Here is a 24,134-nt window from a genome sequence, read left to right on the forward strand (position 1 = left end):
ATTTTATGGCTGAAAAATATTTTTTCTTTAATAGTCACGGTAACGATAAAAGAGAGTATCATGCAGAAGATTTCGCGGCTCTAATTCAAGAAGTGACTGGTTCAAATCTTGATGTTTTGAAAATTGGAACTGGAGTCGGCCGTTTTAGGGGCGGAGCTTTAACGGTAAGTGCAAATGGATCTAACATGATAACGACGGTCAGCGATGGCTCCGCGTTTATTGACGGCCGTCTTTACATTAATGATGCAGCTCTTCAACTGACACATGAGCCGGCACATCCAACCTTAGACCGAATAGATAGGGTTGTTATCAGATTGAATACGGACGTGGAAGAAAGGTCTATCAAAGCTTTTGTTAAACAAGGAACAGCGGCTACTGTTCCCGTAGCGCCAGCAATACAAGATGACACGAATATTCAAGAAATCAGTATTGCACAAGTGAAAATAGTTAAGGGTCGTAGTTATATCGCAGTTGCGGATGTCATCGATGAGCGGAGCAATCAGGAAGTTTGCGGTTATTTACCTATTCATAATATTTACCGCGGGATTAGCGTTACCGAAAACGGTATTTTCAGTGTAACGAACAGCCCTTATCTGGAATTTCGGAACACAACAGCATGGATATTAGATAAAACACGAGATAACTGGCAAGACGTGAAATTAGGAAGCCCAGTTATTAATCGAAACTCAATTTACAATAATGGCTATATAGAAGTACAGGAAGCCGGCCTATATCTTTTTAACTTCTATATCGTCTTAAAATACACAGACCTAGCACCTCCACACATAGTATATCTGAAAATCTATGTAAATGATGTGGCGCCTCCAGATACAGATTATAAAATTGGGATAGCTGATATTAATGTTAATCACATGCAAGGAAGTAACTTTATTATGCTGAACAAGGGTGATAGGGTGAAATTGAAGATGATGGGCTACGACTTCACTAAAAATGTGTCTGTTGACCAGACTAGACTAAAATTTACTAAGGTACAGTAACATGGATGTTAGAGCGGAAATAAAGCTTTATAGTCCGGATTTAACGTGGTTAGCCGAAATAGATGCCTACGAATCCCTTGAATTTGAAGATTGTTTTTCAGAAATAGGGAGATTTGAACTACACATAAAAATAGATTCTCCAGGAACTGAGTTTCTAATTGAAGATAATCTGATTATTATTGCTGGAGATAACAAAAAGTGCGGCGAAATAAACACTAGAATTGTTTCTCATGATGATGACGGTGTGGAAAAATGGGTAATATCTGGACGTACGTTGAATGGCCGAACAGATTCAAGGGTGACTTACCCACCGCTAACCGGCGAAGAGGATGAAGAAGGGCTGCTTTACGATGAAATAACAGATACAGCCTCTAATGTAATGCATCATCTTATCGATAAAAATATGATTAATGCTGATGATAAAAACAGAAACATTAATCAGTTTATTTTGCCGGATAAAAAAAGCTTAGGACCTGTCATCTTTAAGAAAACAAGATACAAAAAGCTAGATGAAGAGTTGCTTTCTATTGCGGAAACAAACGGAGTTGGGTGGCGCTGTTTTATTGATTTTAAATCAGGAAAGCGGCTATTTGATTTTTATGTAGGAACAGATAGATCGATTGCCCAAAATGCAAATAAACCAATTGTTTTTTCTGATGAACGTGATAATATAAGCAGTTTTGACTATACGTCAAGTAACGCTGAGTATAAAAACTATGCGATTGTTGCCGGTGAAGGTGAGGCCGAGGAAAGAGAGTTTATTTTCACATCAAATACAAGCGACATAACAGGGCTTTCTCGCCGCGAAATATTTATTGATGCACGAGATGTACAAACGGATGAGGATGCAGAAGAAGATGAAGAGGCGACAGGAGCGAATGGCGAAACACTCGAACAACGTGGACAACGTAAACTTTCCGAGAACTCAAAAATAAACAAGTTAGTCGCGGAAGTCTTTGATGTCGAAGGTTATCGTTATAATATCGATTATTTTTTAGGTGATATTGTAACAGTTCAGAAAAAAAGCTGGGGTGTGACAATGAACACTCCTATTACAAAAGTTACAGAGGTTTGGGACCATACCGGTTATACAGTGACTCCGCTTTTTGGCAAAGATCAAGCTACACTTACTGAAAAAATCAAAGCAAAATTCAATGAAAGAGATGAGGTGATTAGATGAAAATCGAAATAATTGATGGGCAATCAAATATTAAACAACAAGATACAGGGACGGTTATAGGCTTACGATTAATTGAATCAAACGGTAAAGCACTTGTTTGGAAAGGGCAAGACGTGACAATAATTTTTGGAAATAAAACGGGTAGATTAATAGACAAGTACAATAGTGAAATAGAAAAAGGAACTCGTGATGGCGAGCTATTCTTTTCAATCGACGCTAATGAAGTCGATTTGATTGGAGTTGGAACTATATATATTGAGGTCCATATCGTAGAGGAAGGGAATCTACGAATATTTCCGGATAGCGGGTATACACGAATCAAATTCAATCAGAATCTAAATGCTGTCGTGGGTGATGTCGTGAACACTGTCACTTTAGAATACTTTGAAGAAGTATTCGCTGGTCTTCAATCGGATGTAAATAAGGTGAAAAATGAGGCTGATACGCTCGTTAATAATGTAAATGAACTAATCAACAAACAGAACGGTATAAATGAGCAAGTGGCAGCCTCTACGGCATTAGCTAATGCTAATAAGGTTCTCATTGAATCTAATCTTGCATTGAAAAAGACTGGCGATACAGCGACTGGCACGCTTAATAATACGGCTGAATCGGCGTACACTATCTCATATGGGTATTTAAGGCATTACATCGGAGCGCAAGTAGCTGGTACGGTGGTGAGGATGTATATCGGGTATACGGGACATTGGGGGAGTTACGTTGATATTGTCGTAGGAGAAACCGCGATAGTAAGTAATGGCGATTTCTTTATGAATCCAATTACACCGAGTACAACATATGCGACTGGTGTTGCGCCATTGGATGTTAACCGCTCTAAATCTGTAATAAACGGAATAGAAAAAACAGCATCTAATACAACTAATTTGAAAAGTGCATTAGAATTTGGTAGAAGTGGGGAGAAAGCGTGGATTAAGGGTGATCCTGAAATTAATGGAACATTGTCTTTTGATATAGGAAAAATAAATCCAGCTATTTTTTATGATGCTAGCAATATTACTGATACACAGTCATGGGCAAGAGGAATCGGAGCGCGGTCTGGTGATAGATTATCTGAATTTGGGATTTCAGGTGTTGGTAAAACAGTTAATTCTATGTATATGGGATTTGGAGCTTCGCCTTGGTTAAAGGCAAACGGTCTTTTTATAGATAACAGATCAAAAATCATGTCACTATTCGGCAATGATATTGAAACCGTTTTAAGCTCGCAAGCGAAGATAGATGCATTTAAAGCTAGTTTTAATAGTCCGACTATACCGCTGACTTTGAAAAATGGCTTTACAGCGCAAAACGGTAGTGTAGTGGGCTATGTGGCTATAAAACTAGGTAATCGTTATCTGGTTTGGCTCAAAGGATGGGTAACCGCTGCTACTGGCGTTGTAGCGACCATGCCAACAACTTTCTTGCCAGATGAGGTCTATCAAACAGCCTTCCCAGGGGCGCAGCAATCTAGTGTGGCGGCGAATCAAAGTAATCTGTATGTAAATCCGGTTAACGGGAACATTGAGGCGGTTGCAATCGGAAGTACAACAGCGGCCGTATCACTCGCTAGCATAATTTATCTTACGAAAGAGGTGGCAGCATGAGCTTTAAGATTGCTTATGAATATGATGAAAAAAAGGTATTTGTTAGAGATAATATAGTGTTTCCAACTTTCATATACGTCACAGATGACGGCAAAGAGTTTGATGATAGTTTTAAAGCTAGCATTCATCAAAAAGAATTATTCCCGCTTCAAGAAGTTGAGATTGAACATGAGAATCTTTCTGAAAACCTCGATGAAGGTGTAGAAAAAGGCACTGTGAAAGAGATGGTTTTGATGGAACCGACTAATATACCCGATGTGCAAACAAAAGAGATTTTCACATTGCCATCAAGTTGTACATGGGAACCAGCTCCTAGCCCCTCTAACGAAGCGATTTGGGATAATAAAAAGAATAAATGGGTAAATGGCGAAACGCCTGAAATGGTTCCACCTACACCGAGTGAAACGGAGTTGTTATCGCAAGACAACGCAGATCAGCTGATGCATATCGCGGAACTAGATTTCAAATTTGAACAATCCATGCAGGATAATGCAGATATGCTTTTATTGATTGCGGAGGTGATGTAAATGGACTGGAAAGCGAAAGTACAGGGGTTCTTCTTAAACGGGAATTATAACGAAATAGACGTACAAAAATTTGTAACACTGAAAAAAATTACACAACAAGAAGCCGATGAAATTATTGCTTCCAAGCAATCGTTGGAATCAGAAGAAAGCGCCGAATAGGCGTATTTTTTATGGAAAGAAAGAAGGTGACGGGATGCCTAAAGACATGACAGAGCCAGTACCACGATGGGAACATGAAAGCTTAAAAAAAGAAGTAGAAGATTTGAAGCTTGAGTTGCAAAAATCAGAACAAAAAGTCGAGGATTTTGTCAAGGAGCGCGATAAAGACAGGAAAATGAGTTTAAACGTTATCATAGGCGCCCTAGCGTCTCTTGTAGTAGGAATCCTTACTTTCTTGATTACAAGGGGGTTTTGAAAATGCCATTTAAAAAGACAGTCGAATTTAAAGGAATTGCCGTAATCGAAAGTGGGGTTACGGTTTTTGGCGCTTATGAAACAGTCGCATTACTTTACAATCCGTATTTGTTTGACGATAAGGCATCGAGCGCATACGGAATATTAGCGGATTTCATACCTGAATACGCCTGGGCATTTATTTTTCTTATTATGACAGTGCTTGTTGGTGTAGGTACGCTTATTCAAGCCAAATGGCAAATTAGGCTTGGTCTGTTTATGCGGATGTTAGGACTACTAATGGCTGCCGTTATCTCAGCGTTTTTTGCGGCGATATTTCTGGTTGATTTCCCTAGCGTTTTACCCGGTATCATCATTGGATTTGCAACAATTGTCATCATGGGTTTGATACAAACGATTATTAAGAGATTCTAAGATTGAAAGGCGGTGATGAAATGAATAAATCGAAGCAATGGGCTGTACAGTTAACCGGTGTACTAATGGGGTTGTATAGCTTTTTCTTGACGCTGAATATTTCTTTTGATTGGCTTACGGTGGATAGTATTAGCGCTTTTGTTCCACTAGTTGTTGCTATCGTCGCATTTGGAGGTACCGTATATCCGACATTTAAAAATACCTTCCTATTTAAAAACGGGAAGAGGCAAGCGGAACTAATCGAAAAAGGCAAACTTTATGAGATTGAAAAGGAAGATGAGCAAGAAAATAAAATTGAAAAGGATGATGAAAAATGACATTAACATTAAACTGGCTTATCGAAAAAGCAAACTCACGTTTAAATGTATCGGGTGTTGAAAAAGATTTAGCGGAACGCACGAGGTACGTAATTCAAAAAGCGCATGAGGAGGGTATCTATATTTGCGTCGTTAATCCGTGTTTCCGCTCAAAAGCGGAGCAAGATGCACTTTATGCGCAAGGTAGAACTAAACCGGGTCAGATTGTTACAAATGCTAGAGGTGGCCAATCAAACCACAATTACGGTGTAGCGGTTGACCTCTGTTTGTACACGGCTGACGGTAAAAATGTTGTATGGGAAACTACTTCTAAGCGCTGGTTACGTGTCGTAGCAATTGCGAAAACAGTTGGGTTCAAATGGGGCGGTGATTGGACAAGTTTTAAGGATTATCCACATTTCGAGTTATACGATAAAGCAGGAGGGGCTAAAAAGCCGACTTTGCCAGCTATTCCAAATAGCTCCGCTGGTAAGAAAAAAGGCACAAAACGCGTGTGGGTGAAGGAGCCTAAAGGCTTGAATATCAGAACGGGCGGCGACTGGAATTCAAAAGTCGCTTTTAATTTGCCTTACACATATACCGCGGTTATCGATTACGACCAAACCAAAAATGGATTCGTTAAAATTATTTGGGGTGAAAAAGAAGGCTGGTTCTCTGCCGCGTTTGATGCGTATTGGTTTGATAAAGATCCGTGCTTTGAATACGTGTGTCAGACGGGGCTAAATTTTAGAGCCGGGCAAGATTGGAATACGAAAGTTGTGCAATCACGTAAAAAAGGTGATGTGGTTCGTGTTATTGGACAGGTGAACAAATGGTACAAAGTTGTGTTATCTGGCGGTGTGGTTGGCTATATTCCGGTTAACAATCTATATCTAAAGAAAAAATAAAATGGAGAAAAGGGAGTTTTATAAAATGAAAAAAATCATGTTAGTTCTATTAGCAAGTCTACTATTTTTCGCGGTTCCGGCAACAACGCAGGCAGCAATTATGAAAGAGGTTGTGATACAAAAACAGAATGTATATAGTAAGCATAATGCGCGCGGTACGATTGTAGGGTATATTTATAGAGGTTCGGTCGTTAAGTATGATACAGTAACACAACAAGTAGTATATCGGAATGTAAAAGGATATCTAAATACTACCTACTACCTTGCGCCAGCTAAAATAAATACATGGTGTGCCGCCGTAGTAACATCAGGGGCGCTAAACTTACGAGCTCAACCGAATACAAGCGGGAAAGTCATTACAACGCTAGCTAATAACGAAGTGATCCGCGTAAACACCGGTGCGATGAAAAACGGCTGGTACCCGATTGCTTATAACCGCGCAGGATATTGGAATTGGGAAGGCTATGTTAATTCCAAATACGTTATTCGAGTTGACGGTTTTGGTTACGATTCGCTTGCGCAGTTTTCAACGCTATAAACCAACTAGGCCTTCGATTAATTTCGAGGGCTTTTTTATTTTTTACATTTCTGATATAATACGTTTGTTCTCATCCCGAAGCATTTGCTGACAATGAGACAAAAACACCGGTCGTGTGCTGATCGGTGTTATACATAACATGCCCACATTTCGCCCACATTTGAAAAATAAATTAAAATAGGTACGAATAGACAATATTATAGAAAGAACTAGAAAATCAGGATATTTATTTTTGTGAAGTAGCTTGATATATAGCGGTGTAGAAGGTTGTTAAATGGGCGGCATGATGTAGTCGTTCGCGCAATATTAATAGTAGGAAGCTCTCGATTGGATTTTTTATCACAGGTGCAAACAAAGGAATTGGTAAAGAAATCGCGTATCAGATGGGGGAAAACGGCTGGACGATTTTGCTAGGTGCGCGTGACGCGAGCCGTGGACTTGCAGCGACTGATGAGCTCAAAACGAAAGGCATTGACGCAACATACGTAAACATTGATTTACAGAATCACGAAACGATTTCGGCGGCGGTAAACACGATTAAATCAGAACATCCAGACCTCGCGATGCTCATTAATAACGCCGCAATTCCCGGTGACATGAGAAAGCCAGGTTCCGAATTCACGGTAAACGAGCTAAGAGAAGTCATGGAAACCAATGTTTTCGGTACGTTCGACTTAACGCAACAACTCCTACCAACGCTTGAAGCAAACAACGGACGAATTTTAAACATCACGATACCGATTGGCATGTCCGACTTCTTCAACCCGTTCGCATACAAGACAAGTAAAGCGGCACTGAATGCCATGATGCAAAGCTTTGCACAGAATTTTATAACCGCAGAAAAATCACTCGAAATCTTTGGAATCATGCCCGGTGGAGTAACGACAGACCTGAACGGCAACATGACAGGCGATTTCATGAAGACAGTTCCGGAAGCTGGGAAACTAATTACCGATATCATTTTCGATGGTAAAAATCATAATAGCGAGATTATTAATTTCAATGGTAAAACTGCTGATTATAATGGTGGCTTGTTCTAAATTTAACTACAGTAAGAAAAATATTATATTAAGAACCTGTTTTTAATTGCCAAAGTGGGCATTATCAATGGGTTCTTTTTTGGTTGTACTGCTAAAACATTGGTAAGAATAACAGAAAAGCTACATATAGAAATGACATCAAAGGAACAATTAACACCAGGAAAGGACAAATTTGAAAGAAGGAATATACTATAATTATTTATGTAATAGCGATTCAGAAAACAGCTAAGGCAAATAACAAATCCTTATTTTAAAATAAATGAAGTAGGAGATGGTTTTTTTGATAAAAGATAGTTTAAAGAAATTTGGGAAGTTAACGGCAATCGCGGTAGTGACTTTGACAGCAATTATTACACCAGTACAAGTTTTTGCAAGCCCTAATATTGTGCAACCCGCTGAAAATCGAGCAGATGACAAGTTAGATTTAAATACTACATCCCCAGTTGGAGAACTAGTCAATATAATTATTTTGGATATCAATAGTAAATTATTGGTCAGCAAGTTAGAGGATAGCTTAGATCCTTATAAGTATCCACGTGATACAACTAATATAAATATAAAATGAGTGAACATATAGTCTAATTTTAAGCAATGTATGGAATACGAATGGAGGAATTTTATATGGGTGAAAAAAATTTAGTTAAGAAATTTCTGGTAGGTGCTACACTAGTAACTGGAATTGTCTCATCTTCTAATACAATAGTACAAACTCCTTTGAATTTTACAAATAAATTTGCGGAAGCAGCAGAAATCACAGATGAATTTAAAATATCAACTATTGTCCAAGGTGATAAAATTATTAAAGGGCAAGGGCCTGTTGGTAGTGAAGTAACCATCTTCTTGCTTGTATTAGGAAGTGAGTACAGACTTGCTAATAAACCTATTGTAAATGAACATGGTCTTTGGGAAAGTCAAGATATGGCGTCATGGCTGTCAGAGGCTGGAATCCCAATCAGGGTTGAAGTGAATGTCGATGGAACGTTGTATGAGGATAGAACGATTGTACTTGATAATGGTGAAGATGCAGTAGCGAGGCTGTTTGTAGACATAACAGACACAGAATTGAACGAAGGAATAGAGCAAGTAGATATCGATGAAGCAAGGGAATTAGTAGAGGCACTACCTGATAGAGAGATAAAAACAACATTATTGAATCGTATTGCAACAGCGCAGGATTTATTTGAAATAAAATTAGTAGAGCTACAAGCAGAAGCGAAAGAAGCAGTGGATAACCTGTTTAGCGATGAAACAGAAACAAGTTTGAAACCAGGCGTAAATCAGGTAGCAATTGAAGAAGCGAAGAGGCTAGTAGAAAAGTTACCGGAAGGTGAAGCAAAAATAGCGCTGGAAGAGCGAATTGAAAAAGCCCAAAATCTGCTAACAAGACAAACCGAAGATGAAACAAAGAAAGCAGAAGCGAAAGAAACGGTGGACAACCTGTTTAGCGATGAAACAGAAACAAGTTTGAAACCAGGCGTAAACCAGGCAGCAATTGAAGAAGCGAAAAAGCTAGTAGAAAAGTTACCAGAAGGTGAAGCAAAAATAGCGCTGGAAGAGCGAATTGAAAAAGCCCAAAACCTGTTAACAGCACAAACCGAAGATGAAACAAAGAAAGCAGAAGCGAAAGAAACGGTGGATAACCTATTTAGCGATGAAACAGAAACAAGTTTGAAACCAGGCGTAAACCAGGCAGCAATTGAAGAAGCGAAAGAACTAGTAGAAAAGTTACCAGAAGGTGAAGTCAAAACAGCACTCAAAGAGCGAATTGAAAAAGCTCAAAATCTGCTAACAAGACAAACCGAAGATGAAACAAAGAAAGCAGAAGCGAAAGAAACGGTGGACAACCTGTTTAGCGATGAAACAGAAACAAGTTTGAAACCAGGCGTAAACCAGGCAGCAATTGAAGAAGCGAAGAGGCTAGTAGAAAAGTTACCGGAAGGTGAAGCAAAAATAGCGCTTGAAGAGCGAATTGAAAAAGCCCAAAATCTGCTAACAAGACAAACCGAAGATGAAACAAAGAAAGCAGAAGCGAAAGAAACGGCGGACAACTTGTTTAGCGATGAAACAGAAACAAGTTTGAAAACAGGCATAAACCAGGCAGCAATTGAAGAAGCGAAAGAACTAGTAGAAAAGTTACCAGAAGGTGAAGTCAAAACAGCACTCAAAGAGCGAATTGAAAAAGCCCAAAACCTGTTAACAGCACAAACCGAAGATGAAACAAAGAAAGCAGAAGCGAAAGAAACGGTGGACAACCTGTTTAGCGATGAAACAGAAACAAGTTTGAAACCAGGCGTAAACCAGGCAGCAATTGAAGAAGCGAAGAAGCTAGTAGAAAAGTTACCAGAAGGTGAGGCAAAAACAGCGCTCAAAGAGCGAATTGAAAAAGCCCAAAACCTGCTAACAGCACAAACAGAAGATGAAACAAAGAAAGCAGAAGCGAAAGAAACGGTGGATAACCTATTTAGCGATGGAGCAGAAACAAGCTTGAAAACAGTCGTAAATCAAGCAGCAATTGATCCCTCAAAAAAAATAGTTAATAGCTATCCAGATGAAGTAAAAATAGATGGAAAACAGGGAGATATAAAGCCTGCTCTTAAACCCAATAGCCCCTCATCCAGTATGCAAAAAGAGACAATTGGGAAGGAAAAGTTGCCAGCTACAGGGGATTCAGCCTCAGTCATTACTAGTATCTTAGCCGGGATTATGACCGTGCTTTCCGCAATTTATATAAGAAGACATAAGCGCGTGGAGAAAGGTAGTTTAAAGTAAGCAAAGAATCTCTTGACGGAGTGTAAAATAAACTGTGTAGATAATGAATCCTAGGTTCATTATCTACACAGTTTTTCTTCTTTGATACAAGAACGAAAAAGTGTGATCCCGAAACCGTTGCTCCTGCGAAAGCCATTGTAGAAGAATACTAATTTATTTTGTATGAGTGATTAGTCTAGCCTGAAACCAACCATCATTAACGCTAATACTGTAATCTACATGTTTGTATTTTTGGGATAATTCACTAACGATATACAACCCGCGTCCTAAATGCTCTTTCTTTGTAGTAAAACCCTTTGTTAAAATTTGTGAAATGTTGATGCTAGACTGGCTAGCTATCGGATTTTCGATTATAATGATTAGCCCATTTTGTTCTTGTGTAAAAGATACGACCAGGTTTTTATCATCTATATTTGCTGCATACTCGATAGCATTATCTAAGTAGATACCAATAATTCGAACCATGTCTAACAGCTTCATATCAATTTTGAAAACCGGTTGATTGACAATTAATTGGGTACTAATATCATGGAGATGAGCAGATTTCAGTTTATTCAATAGTAACTCTCGGATAGGAAGTATTTTTATTTTCATTAACTCCTTTTCCTCAAAAGCGATGGTATTATGTTGGGTATACGTATAGATTTCTGCTATATAAGATAGGGCCTCCTCCGTTTTATCTTCTTTAAGAAAAGCGGTGATAGTGAATAGTAAATTCTTTATATCATGCTGTATATTCAAAGACTTCTCTACATTTTGGTCTGCTATATTGATGTAAGAAGCGTTTAACTCACGCTCCACAGCATAGCGATTTTTTTGCGACGTGCCGAGTGTTTGAAGTAACCATATAACTGAAATTAGCAGAAAGCAGAAGTAGGCAATAAAAAAAGGAAGTGAGAAAAGATCTAATACATAGTACTGAATATACATGTATGCAACAACTGAAAAAGTAATGCTGAAGTTTATAGAACGACTACTTTGTGGAAAATATGCAACGAGCGATTCTATGCTTTCTTTATATTTAGCATCTTTAAAGAACAAGTAAACAAAAATATAGATAATGTTCTCTATTATCAACACCGTTAGGATGAATAAAGTTGTGTTACTCAAAATAGCATAGCTACTTTTTTCAGCTTGAAAATACAAAAAGAAGCCTATAGGTATACGAATACTCATAATTAAAATATACTGTGTGAAAGAAACAAAGATAGCAAAAAAGTAATTTCGAAAATTATAGAAGATAAAGATTGCCAGTAAGCAGTTTATAGTAAATTGGCAGAAGAATAACATCCTATAATTAGTAAAATCATATAGCATGATGACACCTGATATAAGCAAACAAGTTAGTAATGTATAATACTGTTGAGAATTTACAATACGATATTGATAGATAAATTTTATCCAGTAGATCTTATTAGCTAAATAAAGTAATACGATAAAAAAGAAAATCATAACGTTTCTCCGTAATCCTGTATATATTTTTTTAGTTTCAATAAAGGTTTTCGCCCGATGTGCAATGTATGATCATTTATAAAAGTGATTTCATTGTCTGAGAGTGAGAGCTTTTTTATGTTCTTGATGTTGATAACAAAAGACTTAAAAATAGTGCAGAAATCTGTATTATCTGCAAAATGATCTTTGAATTTGCTTATACTACCAGTCAACAAATCCTGTCCTTCTATAGTCCAAAGCATAGTACTGTATCTGTTATTTGGAATGGTTTCAAAATAAAGAATACTAGAGAACATAAAGCTCCTAACTTCCGGGCCATTTTGGATAAAAAGCGTATCATCAAATTGAGCTTGGATTGTTGTATTTGCTTTCCTAATAATATCTCCGACTTGCATGTTTATGTTTTTGGCTTGAAATTCATCTTTCGTTATATAACCAAAAGGAATACAACCCCGATGTATCGCCTCTAGAGCTTTTTCTTTATGGCTAGTAATAAAAACAATGAAACACCTAGTATTGTACTCCCGAAGTTGAACTGCAATATCAATCCCTGAAAAATACGTATTTAAATCAATATCTAAAAAAAAGATGTCAGTATCTGTAATAGAGTCGGATGAAATATTTTGGAAAAAAGGGACTATGTTATCGATTTCTTCTATTTCAGTTGTCAGGCTAATGTCACCTAGCACTTGGATAACAGCTTTTTTAATCGAATCTCTATGAATAAAGTTATCATCAATAATAAATATTTTATTAATCGACATAGTAAACTCCCCCTTTTCTTTGATTATAGCACAAAAGGTATTTTATTAAACATCAAGGGCACGCACGATGTGAGAAAAAATCTTATAATAATAGTATATTATGAAAGAGCATCAGATGCAGATAGACGTTGGTTTTTCGCTAAAGATTAGATCGAAATATTACGAAAAAAAGAACGTAAAAAAACAGATTTGCATATATGTATCAGATTGACAACAATTAATGATATTTGTTCACTTTTTTATTGGATATAATTATTGTAGCGAGTGTAATAAGGCTAGATTGACGAGTATACAATATGTGACACCCCACGGAAAAATATCAAGAAAGGAGAGTGCATATTACAAGTCATACATTTAATATGCCACGTGAATGATGAATTTTTTCGAATTTCATGAAAATATATTAAGAGACGATTTCTTTGAAAAGTATTTAGATGATAAATTATCAAAAAAAAGTAAAAAAATAATCACTAAAGTATACTATACAGATAAAAATAAAGTAGCGATCATAAAAAGCGGATTATTTATCTGTGAAAGACAGTCGATTATCCTGAAAAAAGGTGATTATATCTACAACCAAGACACAGAATTAGTGGCTATTGAAACAGGAGAAATTCAAGAGTTTAATGTGACGGAGCTTGTATCACTTTTAGAAAAAGAAGAATTACTATCCAATTTTTATCTTGTCTTAGTAAATCAGTACTACAAGCGAATCCACTTCCTAAAATCGATGGTATCTTTTTCATCACGCGATAGAGTGAAATTTTTGTTGGAACGCATCAATGTTTATGCGACGAATGAGTTAGATGTTTATGATATAGGAATCCGCCAAGTTGCTAGATTTTGTAATTGCTCTTTAAACACCGTAAAAAAAGCGATGTAATAAATAAAAGTCGTGGTGACCAAGAAGCTTGGGTTATGAGTTTCCCATTATCAAAAAACTTTCACCTTGATAGAAGGAGGACCGTATTTTGTTTAGAAATACAAATAAAAAAGTTATAAAGAAGGAGACTATTATGTTAAGAAAAGAATTAGGAAAAAAAGTGGTATCATCAACTGCGATTGCAGCACTACTACTTTCATCTGTAAGTGCACCAGTGAGCGTGTTAGCTGCAGTTGAAAATACAAATGAGGTCGATACAACAGCGAGTACAGTCGTATCAACAGACTACAATGTTATTAAGAACAGCACCTTTAGACTGAGTGGATATGAGGTTCCGAGTTGGAAAATTAGTGCTGGTAATAGAAGTCAAGCAGCCGAAGCGAATAGTTTGACTGCAACAAAATTTGAAGACGGCTGGAATGTAACCGAAAAAAGTTACGACATTGTTAAAGGATACAGAGAGCTTAATGAAGATGGGAATAAAGGTATTACCATAAGGGACATGGCACCTAATGGCCAATCAGCAAAATATATCGCTATAAAACAAGAACTTACAAATCTCATTCCTAACAAGGAGTATGTTCTTGCATTTAAGAGTCGATTGGAATCCACTAACGGAAGCACCGGTCAGATAGAGGTCCAGAAAAGTGATGATTGGTGGTGGACTTCATATACTTCTGAACCGTCTACATCCACAGATTTTATAGAACATACTGTGAAACTCACTTTCACTAGTAATACAGACACCGTTAGAATTAGTGGGAGTAATGGTGGTGCAGGAAACTTGCAGTATAGTTTTGCAGATGTTCAATTAATACCTGCTGATAAGTATGAAGAATTCAAAGCAGAAAAAGAAAAAGAAGAAGCTGCACAAAAAGCGATTGATGAGCTATTTGTAGATAACAACCCAGAAAATAATGTGAAAGATACTGTAACGCAAGCTGATATCGACAATGCACAAGCGAAAATTGATGAAATCCAAGACGAGACGAAAAAAGCAGAATTACAAGAACAATTAGATAAAGCGCAAGCAGAGCTGGATGCTAAAAATGAAGCAGCGGAGAAAGAAGAAGCTGCACAAACAGCAATCGATGAGCTATTCATAAATAACAACCCAGCGAATAACATTAAAGATACTGTAACACAAGCTGACATTGATGATGCCCAAGCAAAAGTCAATGCTGTAACTGATCCATCGAAAAAGGCAGAATTGCAAACACAGCTAGATAAAGCACAGAACGATTTAAATGCGAAGAAAGACGCAGAAGCGAAAGAAGCGGCAACAGCGGCAGTGAAAGACTTGTTCGTTGGTAATAATCCAGCAAACAACATCAAAGACACAACAAATCAAAAGGCAATTGATGAAGCACAAAAATTAGTAGATGCAATAAAAGATCCAAGCACAAAGGCAGAGCTACAAAAGGATATTAATAACGCTCAAGAAAAACTAGATACTAGGAATGCAATTGTAGTTGCGCCAACAGTTAGCGCTGTAACTAACAAAGATACAGAAGTCAAAGGTAAAGGGACACCAGGATATCAAGTAGTAGTTAAAATTGGATCAGAAACGTATACAGGTGTAGTTGGCATAAATGGTGATTTTTCTGTCAACATTCCAGTACAGAAAGCAGATACACTCATTACTGTCGCACAACAGAACCCAGAAAAAACGGGGCCTTCTGTCACTGTGAAAGTTGGAAACTATATTCCTGCAGCAGCACCAATCATAGATAGCGTAGGTCCTTTCCAACAAGCGATTACAGGTAAAGTGCCAGCAGGTACAGTGTCCGTGCGCCTACTAGTAAACGGTGTACCACAACGTTTAGTCACTCCTGATGCTAACGGTAACTTCTCGTTCTATAGTCGTTTTGTTTCAGATGGTACTGTATCCAACCTGCGTTTACAAAAAGGAGACATTATCACAGTCGATTATGGTATTAGAACACCAGCAAACCTATCTACTACTGTAGTGGTAAATAATGCGGTGAAACCAATTGTTGATACAGTGCAAGCAGAGTCAGACTATATCACTGGTTTAGTACCAACAGGAACACAAGTATTGCGTCTATCTATCAATGGCGTTGCACAGCGTACTGTAACACCACAAGAAGATATTGAGGCAGTTACTGCCGGTGGGATTGGTCCGAATGGCAAATTTAAAATTTACAGCCGCTTCTTCAAAGATGAAACAGGCGTATCACGTAAATTGAAAGCTGGCGATAAAATCACTGTCGATCTTGGCGCACAAATTCCAGGAGACACAGGCACAACCGTAACAGTTGTCGCTAAATAATTGCATGCTCGAACTCTTGACTGGCGCGAGCCAGTCAAGAGTTTCCCTTTTTAAGAAATACGATACTTACATGGAGGTTACAAAACGAATGAAAAAAGCAACGATTATTGCCATGCTTGCCGCGATGTCCTTCACATTAGGCGCTTGCGGCAATACAGCAACCGACACGAAAGATAACACACCCAAGTCCGAAACCGTAGCTGAAAAACCAGACATGACGAAAAAAGTGGACGGCGTCGCAATCGACATGACAGAAGCAACGAAACTCGACAAAGCTAATAAAACAGACGACACCATCATCAAAATTCACTTCAAAGGCAAAAATAACAGCCCTGATCCACAACCGCTAGACGCTATGCTGCTGACTGTCAAAAACAGCGAAGGAAAAACACTCGACATATACCCATCAACAAGCTTAGGCAAAACATTAGCGCCAGGTGAAAAAGCAGAAGGTGACGCATTCTTTGTCCTAAAAGGCGAGGCACCACTCACCGTTACCTATGAAAACCCCGAAACAAAATCAAAAGCAACATGGACGATAAAAACGATCAAGGATGCGAGTTAAATGGAAAAAACACTCGATATCAAACATATCGGCCACTTCTTTAAAAAATATTGGTACATCGTTGTCGCGGCTTGCATGGCAGGTATGATAGCGATGACCCTCTATACCTCTTACTTTATTACACCGACGTACCAAGTATCTACAGATGTCCTCGTCAATCAACAAAAAGAAGAACAAGTGACTGCCTCCGATGTGCAATCGAATCAGCAGTTCGTGAACACCTATTCCGTTATCTTAACGAGCAATCGCATTTTAGATCAGGTGAAAGATAATTTAGATTTACCTCAATCAGTCAAGCAACTCAAACAACAAATCGCTGTTGAAAATGTAAACAGCTCGCAAGTCATTAGCATCCAAGTAACCGATGATAATCCGGAAGACGCCGCCCTTATCGCGAATGAAGTGACGACCGTATTCCAAAAAGACATCAAGCACATCGTGGATCAACAAAATGTCACCATCCTTTCAGACGCCAAAGCCGAGGACAATAAGACGCCAATCGCGCCAAACAAGAAATCTGCTGCAGCAATAGGTGCCTTTGTCGGGTTCGTATTGGGAATTTTATTATCGTTCTTGCTTCAACTGCTCAATACCACCATCAAATCTGAAAAGGACATCGAAGCCATAACAGACATTCCAATTATGGGCTCCATTCAAAACGAACGGAAGAAGAAGGTGAAGAAACGTGCAAAAAGAGCGCTCAAAACTACTAATTAAGCACCAAAAAGGCTCGAAAATCGCCGAACAATTCCGGATGATTCGAACCAATATTGAATTTATCAGTAAAAAAAGATCCCTAAAAACAATCATGATTACGTCGACAAAACCACAAGAAGGCAAGTCCACCATCATCGCGAATCTGGCAGACGTGATGGGACGTCAAGATCTCCATGTATTAATTATTGATGCTGATTTACGTTTACCATCGCAACACTACATTTTAGGCGCTGATAATTCAGTCGGACTAACGGATATTTTAGAAGAAACGGTTGATCTCGAAGCCGTTATCCAAAACACAGTGCTAGTTAATGTCGATATCATTCCGGCTGGTCAGAGTCCAAATAACCCTTCTGAATTACTATCTAAAGCGGCTTTACCTGCATTACTCGAAACCGTCAAAAAACAGTATGACTTCATTTTAGTAGATGCACCGCCAGTCATCGTCGCGGATACAACGATTATCGCTCAAGAAATCGACGGCATCATCATGGTTGCCGAAGAAAATAAAACACCGAAACAAAAATTCCAAAAAGCATTGACCACCTTAAAAAGCACCCACACCCCGATTTTAGGCATCATCTTAAACAAAACGAAACAAGATAAAAGTAGCAAATATTACTATTACAATAAATAAGTTGGCAAAGGAGACCTTTCAATTGAAGAAACAAACGAACGTACCGCAGAGTGATGTTTTTGCGGAAGCACTATTACAACGCACCATAAAAACAACACTTTCCGAAGATATCCAACCAAAAATATATCAGAAAAAAGTGCTTATCACGGGAGCTGGGGGTTCTATTGGTTCAGAAATTTGTCGTCAGGTCTATGCGTTACAACCAGCTGAAATCATTTTAGTCGGTCATGGCGAGAATAGCATCTATCTGATTCAACATGAACTGATGAACTGGACGAATCAAACAATCAAGATCACAGCTGCAATCCAAGAAATCCAAGACAAAAAAGGAATTCGCCGATTGATGGAAAAAGTCCAACCTGATTTTGTGTTCCACGCAGCCGCTCACAAACACGTACCACTCATGCAAAACAATCCACATTCCGCCGTTGCGAACAATATTATCGGGACAAAAAATGTTGCTGAGGCGGCCGGTGAAGTTGGCGTTGAAACCTTCGTCCTTGTTTCGACGGATAAAGCGGTGGAACCACAAAATGTCATGGGGGCAAGCAAGCGTATTGCAGAAATGATTGTCGCGCATTTAAACAATAAATATGTCACAAATTATACAACCGTACGATTCGGCAATGTACTCGCAAGTCGCGGCAGTGTCGTCCCGCTTTTCCTGAAACAAATTGAAAAAGGCGGACCGCTCACATTAACCGACCCTGAAATGACGCGTTACTTTATGACGATTGAAGAAGCGGCGAGTTTGGTCGTGAAGGCGGGAACGATGACGAACGGTGGCGATATTTTTGTCCTCAACATGGGTGATGCGGTGAAAATAAAAGATATTGCCGAGCGATTAATCACGATGTCTGACAAGCAAAATATAGCGATTCAATATACGGGTATCCGAGATGGTGAAAAGCTTCATGAAGGCTTGCTCGAGATGGAGGAACGTGTACAAATGGAAGAAACCGAAGAGATGTTCATCGGTAAAGCCGTTATCACAGCAGAATATTTGATTGATGATCTACTCCTGAATTATGAAAATTTAGCTAAAGAAGCCTTAACTATAGCACTTTTAAAAATAGCCAATCGACATAAAGCTCACATCCCAATGGAGGTCTAATTATGTATTACGAAATGATGCAAGAGAAAATAAATAGGAAAAACGCCACGGTCGGTATCATTGGACTCGGTTACGTCGGATTACCTTTGGCGATTGAATTCGCTGAAGCTGGATATCATGTCATCGGTTTTGATATCCATGCGGGTAAGGTCAACCAACTCGCACACAGCGATTCATACATCATTGACATCACGAATCAAAAACTAGCAACCGTCGTGCAAAATGGTCATTTCACACCAACAACCGATTTTTCGAAGTTAGGAGAGGTAGACGCGGTTTGTATCTGTGTTCCGACACCGCTCACGAAATCGCAAGAACCGGACATGTCTTACATCATGGCGGCCGTAGCAGAAATTAAGCGTTACATGAAACCGGGGATGCTGATTACGCTGGAAAGCACGACGTATCCAGGCACGACAGAAGAACTCATCCAAACAGAAATCGAAGCGCTAGGTTATCGCGTTGGAGAAGACTTTTTCCTTTGCTTCTCGCCAGAACGCGTCGATCCAGGGAACAAAACATTCCAAACGAAAAACACGCCGAAAGTGCTCGGTGGGACGACGCCAAATTGTTGTCAGCTAGGTGAGGCGCTGTATTCGAAAGTGATTGATCATGTGTATCTCGTGAGTTCGACGAAGGTCGCGGAAATGACCAAGTTACTCGAAAATACGTTTCGCAGTATTAACATCGCGTTTATTAATGAGATGGCGATGTTATGTGAAGCGTTGGACATGAATATTTGGGAAGTCGTGGACGCCGCGGCAACGAAACCGTTTGGCTTTATGAAGTTTACACCAGGACCAGGCATAGGTGGACATTGTATTCCGCTTGATCCGATGTATCTTTCCTGGAAGGCAAAAGGAGCCAACTTTTTCAGTCGGTTTATTGAACTGGCGCAAGAGACGAACAAAAAAATGCCAGAACAAGTGATTCATAAAGTGAGTCAGGCGTTGAACTCGGCTTATAAATCGATGCGTGGTTCGAAGGTGTTGGTGTTAGGGATGGCGTATAAGCCGGATATTGATGATGTTCGGGAATCGCCGGCGCTAGAAGTATACGAGTTGTTGCATAAAAATGGGGCGGATGTTGCGTACTATGATCCACATGTGAGCTCTTTCCGAAATGAAGAAGGAACGCCGGTTTATAGCGAAGAGGAAGCACGTTATGGCGAGTATGATGCGGTTGTTATTTTGACTAATCACAGTGTTTTCAATACCGAAGAAATTATCACGAATGCCAATCTCATTGTGGATACGCGAAATATGTTTCAAGGGGAAAATAGCGAGAAAGTCTTTCGTATCGGTTCTGGGTTGCCAGAGCGTACTGCGATGATGCAATAGGGAATGAAGAAAGCTTTTCAATCTTCCTTTTTGAAGAATTTGACGAAAGTGTTTTCTGGAAATGTCGTGGCGCAACTTATTTTAGTCGGGTTATCGCCCATTTTGACACGGATTTTTACGCCGGCGGATTTCGGGATATTCGGAACGTATACGAGTTTGCTAGGGATATTCTTGGTGATTTCGGCGTTTGCGTATGAGAAGGCGATTCCGATGGAGGAAGATCGGGATCATGTTCGCCATATTGTGTGGCTGTGTATCGGGATTTCGCTTGTCTGGTTTTTAAGTGGCTTGATGCTGTATGTGGCAACAGGATGGTCGGTGTTTAGCTTGATGGGCGTACCGGTTGCGTATGTTGTGCCGATTTTATTCGGGATTGGTGTTTTTGCCGCAAGTATCCAGCAGATTTTGACGTATTGGGCGATTCGACAGGACCGATATGGACCGATTTCATTCGCCAAAATATCGCAAAGTGGTGTGAATGGAGTGGCGCAAATTGGCTTGGCGGGCGTGATAACGAAGACGGGTGTCGGACTTGTTACGGGTGATGTGCTGGGTCGGATCGCGGGCTCGATGAATTTATTGGTTCGATTTGTGAGGCAGGAAGGGGTCTCGTGGCAACGCGGGAAGTGGCGATTATTGGTCAAGAAATACCGCAAGTTCCCGCTGTTAGGCATGCCATCCCTCGTGTTGAACAATGTGGCGATACAGTTACCGACCTTATTGTTTGTTGTTTTCTTCGGTGTTGCGGCGAGCGGGCAGTTTTCGTTAACGCAGCGGATGGTTGGGATTCCGATCGCGATGATTACGACGGCGGTTGGGCAAGTGTTTTACGGCAAGGCGAGTGAATTACTACGAGAAAATCCAGATGCATTGCAAAAAGTGTACTGGAAACTAACGAGTCGCTTGTTTCTGATTTTTCTATTGCCGATGGGATTGTTTGCCGCAGTGGCCCCGATGCTCTTTGCTTGGTTGTTTGGACCGAGTTGGGAAATGGCGGGTGTATATGCGCAACTATTGACGCCGATGTTTTTTGTGCAGCTGGTTGTACTTCCGGTGTCGCAGATTTTATATATTACGGGGAATCAAGGGTGGCAGCTCGTTTGGGATAGTTCGCGGTTTGTGTTATTACTCGCCGGTTTCTTCTTGATTTATCAGTTGGAATTGGGCATGACGGCCGCGGTTTTATTTTTCAGCATCACGATGACGTTGAGTTATGTGTTCCTATTTTTACTTGGCAATTGGGGGATAAAACGAAAGGATACGGTATATGCAGATCAAATGGAATAAAATTGTACTGATTATCGGTATATCGCTTTATGTGTATGGCTTGAAATTAGCGTATACCGACTTTATCTCCCCAGCCTTTTCTTATTTTGGATTTATTAATCTTCATCCGAGCGCGATGGAGCAGTTCGTGTCGATTGTATTCGTGTTTATCCCGATTTTGTGGTCGAATACGCATGCTTATCGACCGTCGCGAATCGTGTATTGGATTTTGTATATGATGGTGTATGTCCCGGCGATGATTGTTCCGGATTATGTGCGAATGAACAACTTTGATGCGATTATCGCGCTAAAATGTGTTCTGCTGTTCTGTATGGCGCTGATTTACATGACCGGAAATTTCAGGCTGATTCCTGTTTATTATACAAAAGTGAAGACGAATGTCATGCTGTTTGTGATTGCTTTGTTTTCCCTTTCTTTGTGGGGCATCATCATTCAGACGTTTGGGATTCATTTCAACTTTTCGCAAGTCGATGATGTGTATGACTTGCGGGAAGCGTATCGGGATCAGGTAAACCGATTGTCAGGATATGCAATGAACTGGCAGTCGAAAATTATCAACGCGTTACTTCTGGCGCTTGGATTTGTGAATAAGAACAAGTTACTCATTTGTATCGGGGTATTGGGACAACTCTTCATCTTCTCTATCACGGGGCAAAAGAGCGTCGCGTTATCGAGTGTTTTTATTCTTGTGATTATCTTCTGCTTACGAAAAAGTGGCCGTGATTTTGTCTTGTATTTTGTGTATGGAATCACAGCATTAGTATTTTTGACGATGGCACTAGACTTAGTGACGAATAGTTCAGAGTATACTTCGTTGTTTATTCGCCGGATGTTGATTACGCCAGGACTTTTGCTTAGTTATTATTTTGATTTCTTTTCGGTCAATCCGCAAGTACACCTTTCGCACAGTATTTTAGATCCATTTTTAACGTATCCGTACGATAAATTGCCACCGTTTTTGATTGGGGAGCATTATTTCGGGCGTGTTGGTTTGGCAGCAAATGCGAATCTTTGGGCAGACGGTTTTGCGAATTTTGGATATGCAGGGATTATCGGTTTTACAGTATTGCTTGTTGGCATCTTGTATCTGTACGATAGTATTTCGGCGAATCGGAACTTTATTGTGAGTGCGGCATTGATTGCGATGCCAGCTTGGAGTCTGGTCGATACGTCGTTGATTACCAGCTTACTGACTCACGGTATAGTCATTGCTTTCATCATTAATTATTTTTTGAAAACAGAAAGGAAGGTCGATCCGCTTTATGAAAAAAATCATCGTCTTAAGCTCCGTTCATCCTTGGAATGATTCGCGAATTTACCATAAAGAAGTGCTGACATTGCTTCGTGCTGGTTATCAAGTCGATTATTACGCAGTAGAGGGTACGAATGCTACTATGCCAAAGGATCCTCGTTTGACGGTAACGCTTTTGCCAAGAAGGAGTTTAGCGAAACGGTTCCTGACGTGGTGGTATTTCTTGCGGGAAATAAAGCGGAAACGGCCAGCCGCGGTACATTTACATGATCCAGAGTTGTTGTTTTTAGTGCCCCGAATCAAAAAAGTAACGCGAGCTAAGATTGTGTTCGATATGCATGAGGATTTTCCTTCCGCGCTGAAGAGTAAGCGGATAAAAGGGATTTCGGTGCCTGATTGGTGCATCAAACGCATTGCGAGGTATGAAAAAAAGCGATTGGCGCAGGTAGACACGATTTTGTTTGCGGAGAAATATTATAAAGCAAATTACTTGGACATCGTAGTACCTAAAGAAGACGTTTTGAATTATCCCTTTTTGAAAGAAGAAGTAGATGCCACTGATAAATTTGAGGTAATGACATTGGTCTATGCTGGGGCGATACATGAAATTCGTGGTTTTAAAGAGATGTTGGAAGTTGCAAGCATGTTGAAGCAACGAGGCCACGATTTTCAATTGTTGATTATCGGGCAGGTTCCAGAAAGGTTGCAGGAATGGGCCGCAAGCTATTTGGAGGCGAATGGATTAGAAAAAGTCGTGTATTTGAAAGGACGGCTAGATTTAGAAAGGCTCAATCACTACTACGAAAAGTCGGATATTGGGCTTGCTCTTTTGCATCCAGAACCGAATTACTTGAAATCATTGCCGACGAAGCTTTTTGAGTACATGTCGTTTGGCTTACCTTACGTGGCTTCTGATTTCCCACTGTGGCGCAAGTTAATGGAGGATAGTGGAAGCGGGACTCCGGTTAATGTCAAGGATATAGCTGAAATTGTGGGGGCTATTGAGGAGCTTTTGAGTCAATCAGAAACGTACATGAATTATGTGGAAAACGGTCGATATGAGCATGTTTCGCGATTTAATTGGCAACACGAGGAAAAAAAATTGTTGAATGCTTATGAACTACTTTTTGAAAGGATATGAC

General features: G+C 39.6%; 25 protein-coding genes. 23 read left to right on the top strand and 2 right to left on the bottom strand.

Annotated features, from left to right (window positions below):
- Positions 1-5 precede the first annotated feature (5 nt).
- The 13 genes from DUK53_RS08680 to DUK53_RS08740 all read left to right on the top strand — a co-directional run bounded on the left by DUK53_RS08680 (position 6) and on the right by DUK53_RS08740 (position 10,688).
- A complete protein-coding gene (locus DUK53_RS08680; protein ID WP_052164814.1) occupies positions 6-998 on the top strand; it encodes a hypothetical protein in 993 nt (330 codons plus the stop codon).
- A 1-nt stretch (position 999) separates the two neighbouring features.
- Entirely contained in the window at positions 1,000-2,178 is a 1,179-nt protein-coding gene (locus tag DUK53_RS08685) for a siphovirus ReqiPepy6 Gp37-like family protein (RefSeq protein ID WP_036130364.1), read from the top strand.
- Complete coding sequence (locus DUK53_RS08690) at positions 2,175-3,782, top strand: hypothetical protein (protein ID WP_052164815.1); 1,608 nt, start codon at positions 2,175-2,177, stop codon at positions 3,780-3,782. The genes DUK53_RS08685 and DUK53_RS08690 overlap by 4 nt, the downstream gene beginning before the upstream one ends.
- Positions 3,779-4,309 carry a hypothetical protein gene (locus tag DUK53_RS08695; protein ID WP_052164816.1) on the top strand — a complete coding sequence of 177 codons (531 nt, stop codon included), beginning with the start codon at positions 3,779-3,781 and terminating at the stop codon, positions 4,307-4,309. The genes DUK53_RS08690 and DUK53_RS08695 overlap by 4 nt, the downstream gene beginning before the upstream one ends.
- Positions 4,310-4,468 carry an XkdX family protein gene (locus DUK53_RS08700; protein ID WP_077947512.1) on the top strand — a complete coding sequence of 53 codons (159 nt, stop codon included), beginning with the start codon at positions 4,310-4,312 and terminating at the stop codon, positions 4,466-4,468.
- Positions 4,469-4,502: 34 nt separating this feature from the next.
- Positions 4,503-4,724 (top strand): hypothetical protein, encoded by a 222-nt coding sequence (locus DUK53_RS08705; RefSeq protein WP_036130365.1) that lies wholly within the window; start codon positions 4,503-4,505, stop codon positions 4,722-4,724.
- A gap of 2 nt (positions 4,725-4,726) precedes the next feature.
- Positions 4,727-5,137 (top strand): hypothetical protein, encoded by a 411-nt coding sequence (locus DUK53_RS08710; RefSeq protein ID WP_036130368.1) that lies wholly within the window; start codon positions 4,727-4,729, stop codon positions 5,135-5,137.
- Positions 5,138-5,157: 20 nt separating this feature from the next.
- Positions 5,158-5,454, top strand: a complete 297-nt coding sequence (locus tag DUK53_RS08715) for a hypothetical protein (protein WP_124892694.1) — start codon at positions 5,158-5,160, stop codon at positions 5,452-5,454.
- Positions 5,451-6,341, top strand: a complete 891-nt coding sequence (locus tag DUK53_RS17485; protein ID WP_052164817.1) for a M15 family metallopeptidase — start codon at positions 5,451-5,453, stop codon at positions 6,339-6,341. Before DUK53_RS08715 ends, DUK53_RS17485 begins: the two co-directional genes overlap by 4 nt.
- Before the next feature lie 25 nt (positions 6,342-6,366).
- The gene (locus DUK53_RS08725) at positions 6,367-6,879 is read left to right on the top strand and encodes an SH3 domain-containing protein (RefSeq protein ID WP_036130372.1); all 513 of its coding nucleotides are present in this window, start codon (positions 6,367-6,369) and stop codon (positions 6,877-6,879) included.
- A 338-nt stretch (positions 6,880-7,217) separates the two neighbouring features.
- A complete protein-coding gene (locus tag DUK53_RS08730; protein ID WP_255410890.1) occupies positions 7,218-7,919 on the top strand; it encodes an SDR family NAD(P)-dependent oxidoreductase in 702 nt (233 codons plus the stop codon).
- Positions 7,920-8,199: 280 nt separating this feature from the next.
- On the top strand, positions 8,200-8,484 hold the full coding sequence (locus tag DUK53_RS08735) for a hypothetical protein (RefSeq protein WP_036130377.1): 285 nt from the start codon (positions 8,200-8,202) through the stop codon (positions 8,482-8,484).
- A gap of 56 nt (positions 8,485-8,540) precedes the next feature.
- A complete protein-coding gene (locus tag DUK53_RS08740; RefSeq protein WP_161564232.1) occupies positions 8,541-10,688 on the top strand; it encodes an LPXTG cell wall anchor domain-containing protein in 2,148 nt (715 codons plus the stop codon).
- A gap of 153 nt (positions 10,689-10,841) precedes the next feature.
- Here DUK53_RS08740 and DUK53_RS08745 read toward each other — a convergent pair whose 3' ends face one another.
- Complete coding sequence (locus DUK53_RS08745) at positions 10,842-11,864, bottom strand: sensor histidine kinase (protein WP_159106219.1); 1,023 nt, start codon at positions 11,862-11,864, stop codon at positions 10,842-10,844.
- Between the two features lie 272 nt (positions 11,865-12,136).
- Positions 12,137-12,904 (bottom strand): LytR/AlgR family response regulator transcription factor, encoded by a 768-nt coding sequence (locus DUK53_RS08750; protein WP_036130384.1) that lies wholly within the window; start codon positions 12,902-12,904, stop codon positions 12,137-12,139.
- A gap of 370 nt (positions 12,905-13,274) precedes the next feature.
- Between DUK53_RS08750 and DUK53_RS08755 the strand changes: the two genes are divergently transcribed.
- The 10 genes from DUK53_RS08755 (at position 13,275) to DUK53_RS08800 (ending at position 24,133) form a co-directional block, all read left to right on the top strand.
- Positions 13,275-13,787 (top strand): hypothetical protein, encoded by a 513-nt coding sequence (locus DUK53_RS08755; protein ID WP_036130387.1) that lies wholly within the window; start codon positions 13,275-13,277, stop codon positions 13,785-13,787.
- A gap of 133 nt (positions 13,788-13,920) precedes the next feature.
- Entirely contained in the window at positions 13,921-16,080 is a 2,160-nt protein-coding gene (locus DUK53_RS08760; protein ID WP_124892698.1) for a toxin Cry1Ac domain D-VI-related protein, read from the top strand.
- Positions 16,081-16,168: 88 nt separating this feature from the next.
- Positions 16,169-16,645: a DUF4352 domain-containing protein gene (locus DUK53_RS08765; RefSeq protein WP_036092810.1), complete on the top strand. Its 477-nt coding sequence runs from the start codon at positions 16,169-16,171 to the stop codon at positions 16,643-16,645.
- Positions 16,646-17,362, top strand: coding sequence for a YveK family protein (locus tag DUK53_RS08770; protein ID WP_052164819.1), 717 nt, complete (start codon positions 16,646-16,648; stop codon positions 17,360-17,362).
- Positions 17,331-17,999, top strand: a complete 669-nt coding sequence (locus DUK53_RS08775; RefSeq protein WP_036130392.1) for a CpsD/CapB family tyrosine-protein kinase — start codon at positions 17,331-17,333, stop codon at positions 17,997-17,999. Before DUK53_RS08770 ends, DUK53_RS08775 begins: the two co-directional genes overlap by 32 nt.
- A gap of 22 nt (positions 18,000-18,021) precedes the next feature.
- Entirely contained in the window at positions 18,022-19,113 is a 1,092-nt protein-coding gene (locus DUK53_RS08780; protein ID WP_052164820.1) for a UDP-N-acetylglucosamine 4,6-dehydratase family protein, read from the top strand.
- 2 nt (positions 19,114-19,115) lie between these two features.
- Positions 19,116-20,453, top strand: a complete 1,338-nt coding sequence (locus tag DUK53_RS08785; protein ID WP_036130396.1) for a nucleotide sugar dehydrogenase — start codon at positions 19,116-19,118, stop codon at positions 20,451-20,453.
- A 3-nt stretch (positions 20,454-20,456) separates the two neighbouring features.
- Complete coding sequence (locus DUK53_RS08790; protein ID WP_036130399.1) at positions 20,457-21,740, top strand: lipopolysaccharide biosynthesis protein; 1,284 nt, start codon at positions 20,457-20,459, stop codon at positions 21,738-21,740.
- The gene (locus DUK53_RS08795) at positions 21,721-23,046 is read left to right on the top strand and encodes a hypothetical protein (RefSeq protein ID WP_036130402.1); all 1,326 of its coding nucleotides are present in this window, start codon (positions 21,721-21,723) and stop codon (positions 23,044-23,046) included. The genes DUK53_RS08790 and DUK53_RS08795 overlap by 20 nt, the downstream gene beginning before the upstream one ends.
- Positions 23,003-24,133 (top strand): glycosyltransferase family 4 protein, encoded by a 1,131-nt coding sequence (locus DUK53_RS08800; RefSeq protein WP_036130404.1) that lies wholly within the window; start codon positions 23,003-23,005, stop codon positions 24,131-24,133. The genes DUK53_RS08795 and DUK53_RS08800 overlap by 44 nt, the downstream gene beginning before the upstream one ends.
- Position 24,134: the final 1 nt, after the last annotated feature.

Origin of the sequence: Listeria sp. SHR_NRA_18 (assembly GCF_003856515.1) — a bacterium.
Lineage (GTDB): Bacteria > Bacillota > Bacilli > Lactobacillales > Listeriaceae > Listeria_A > Listeria_A newyorkensis.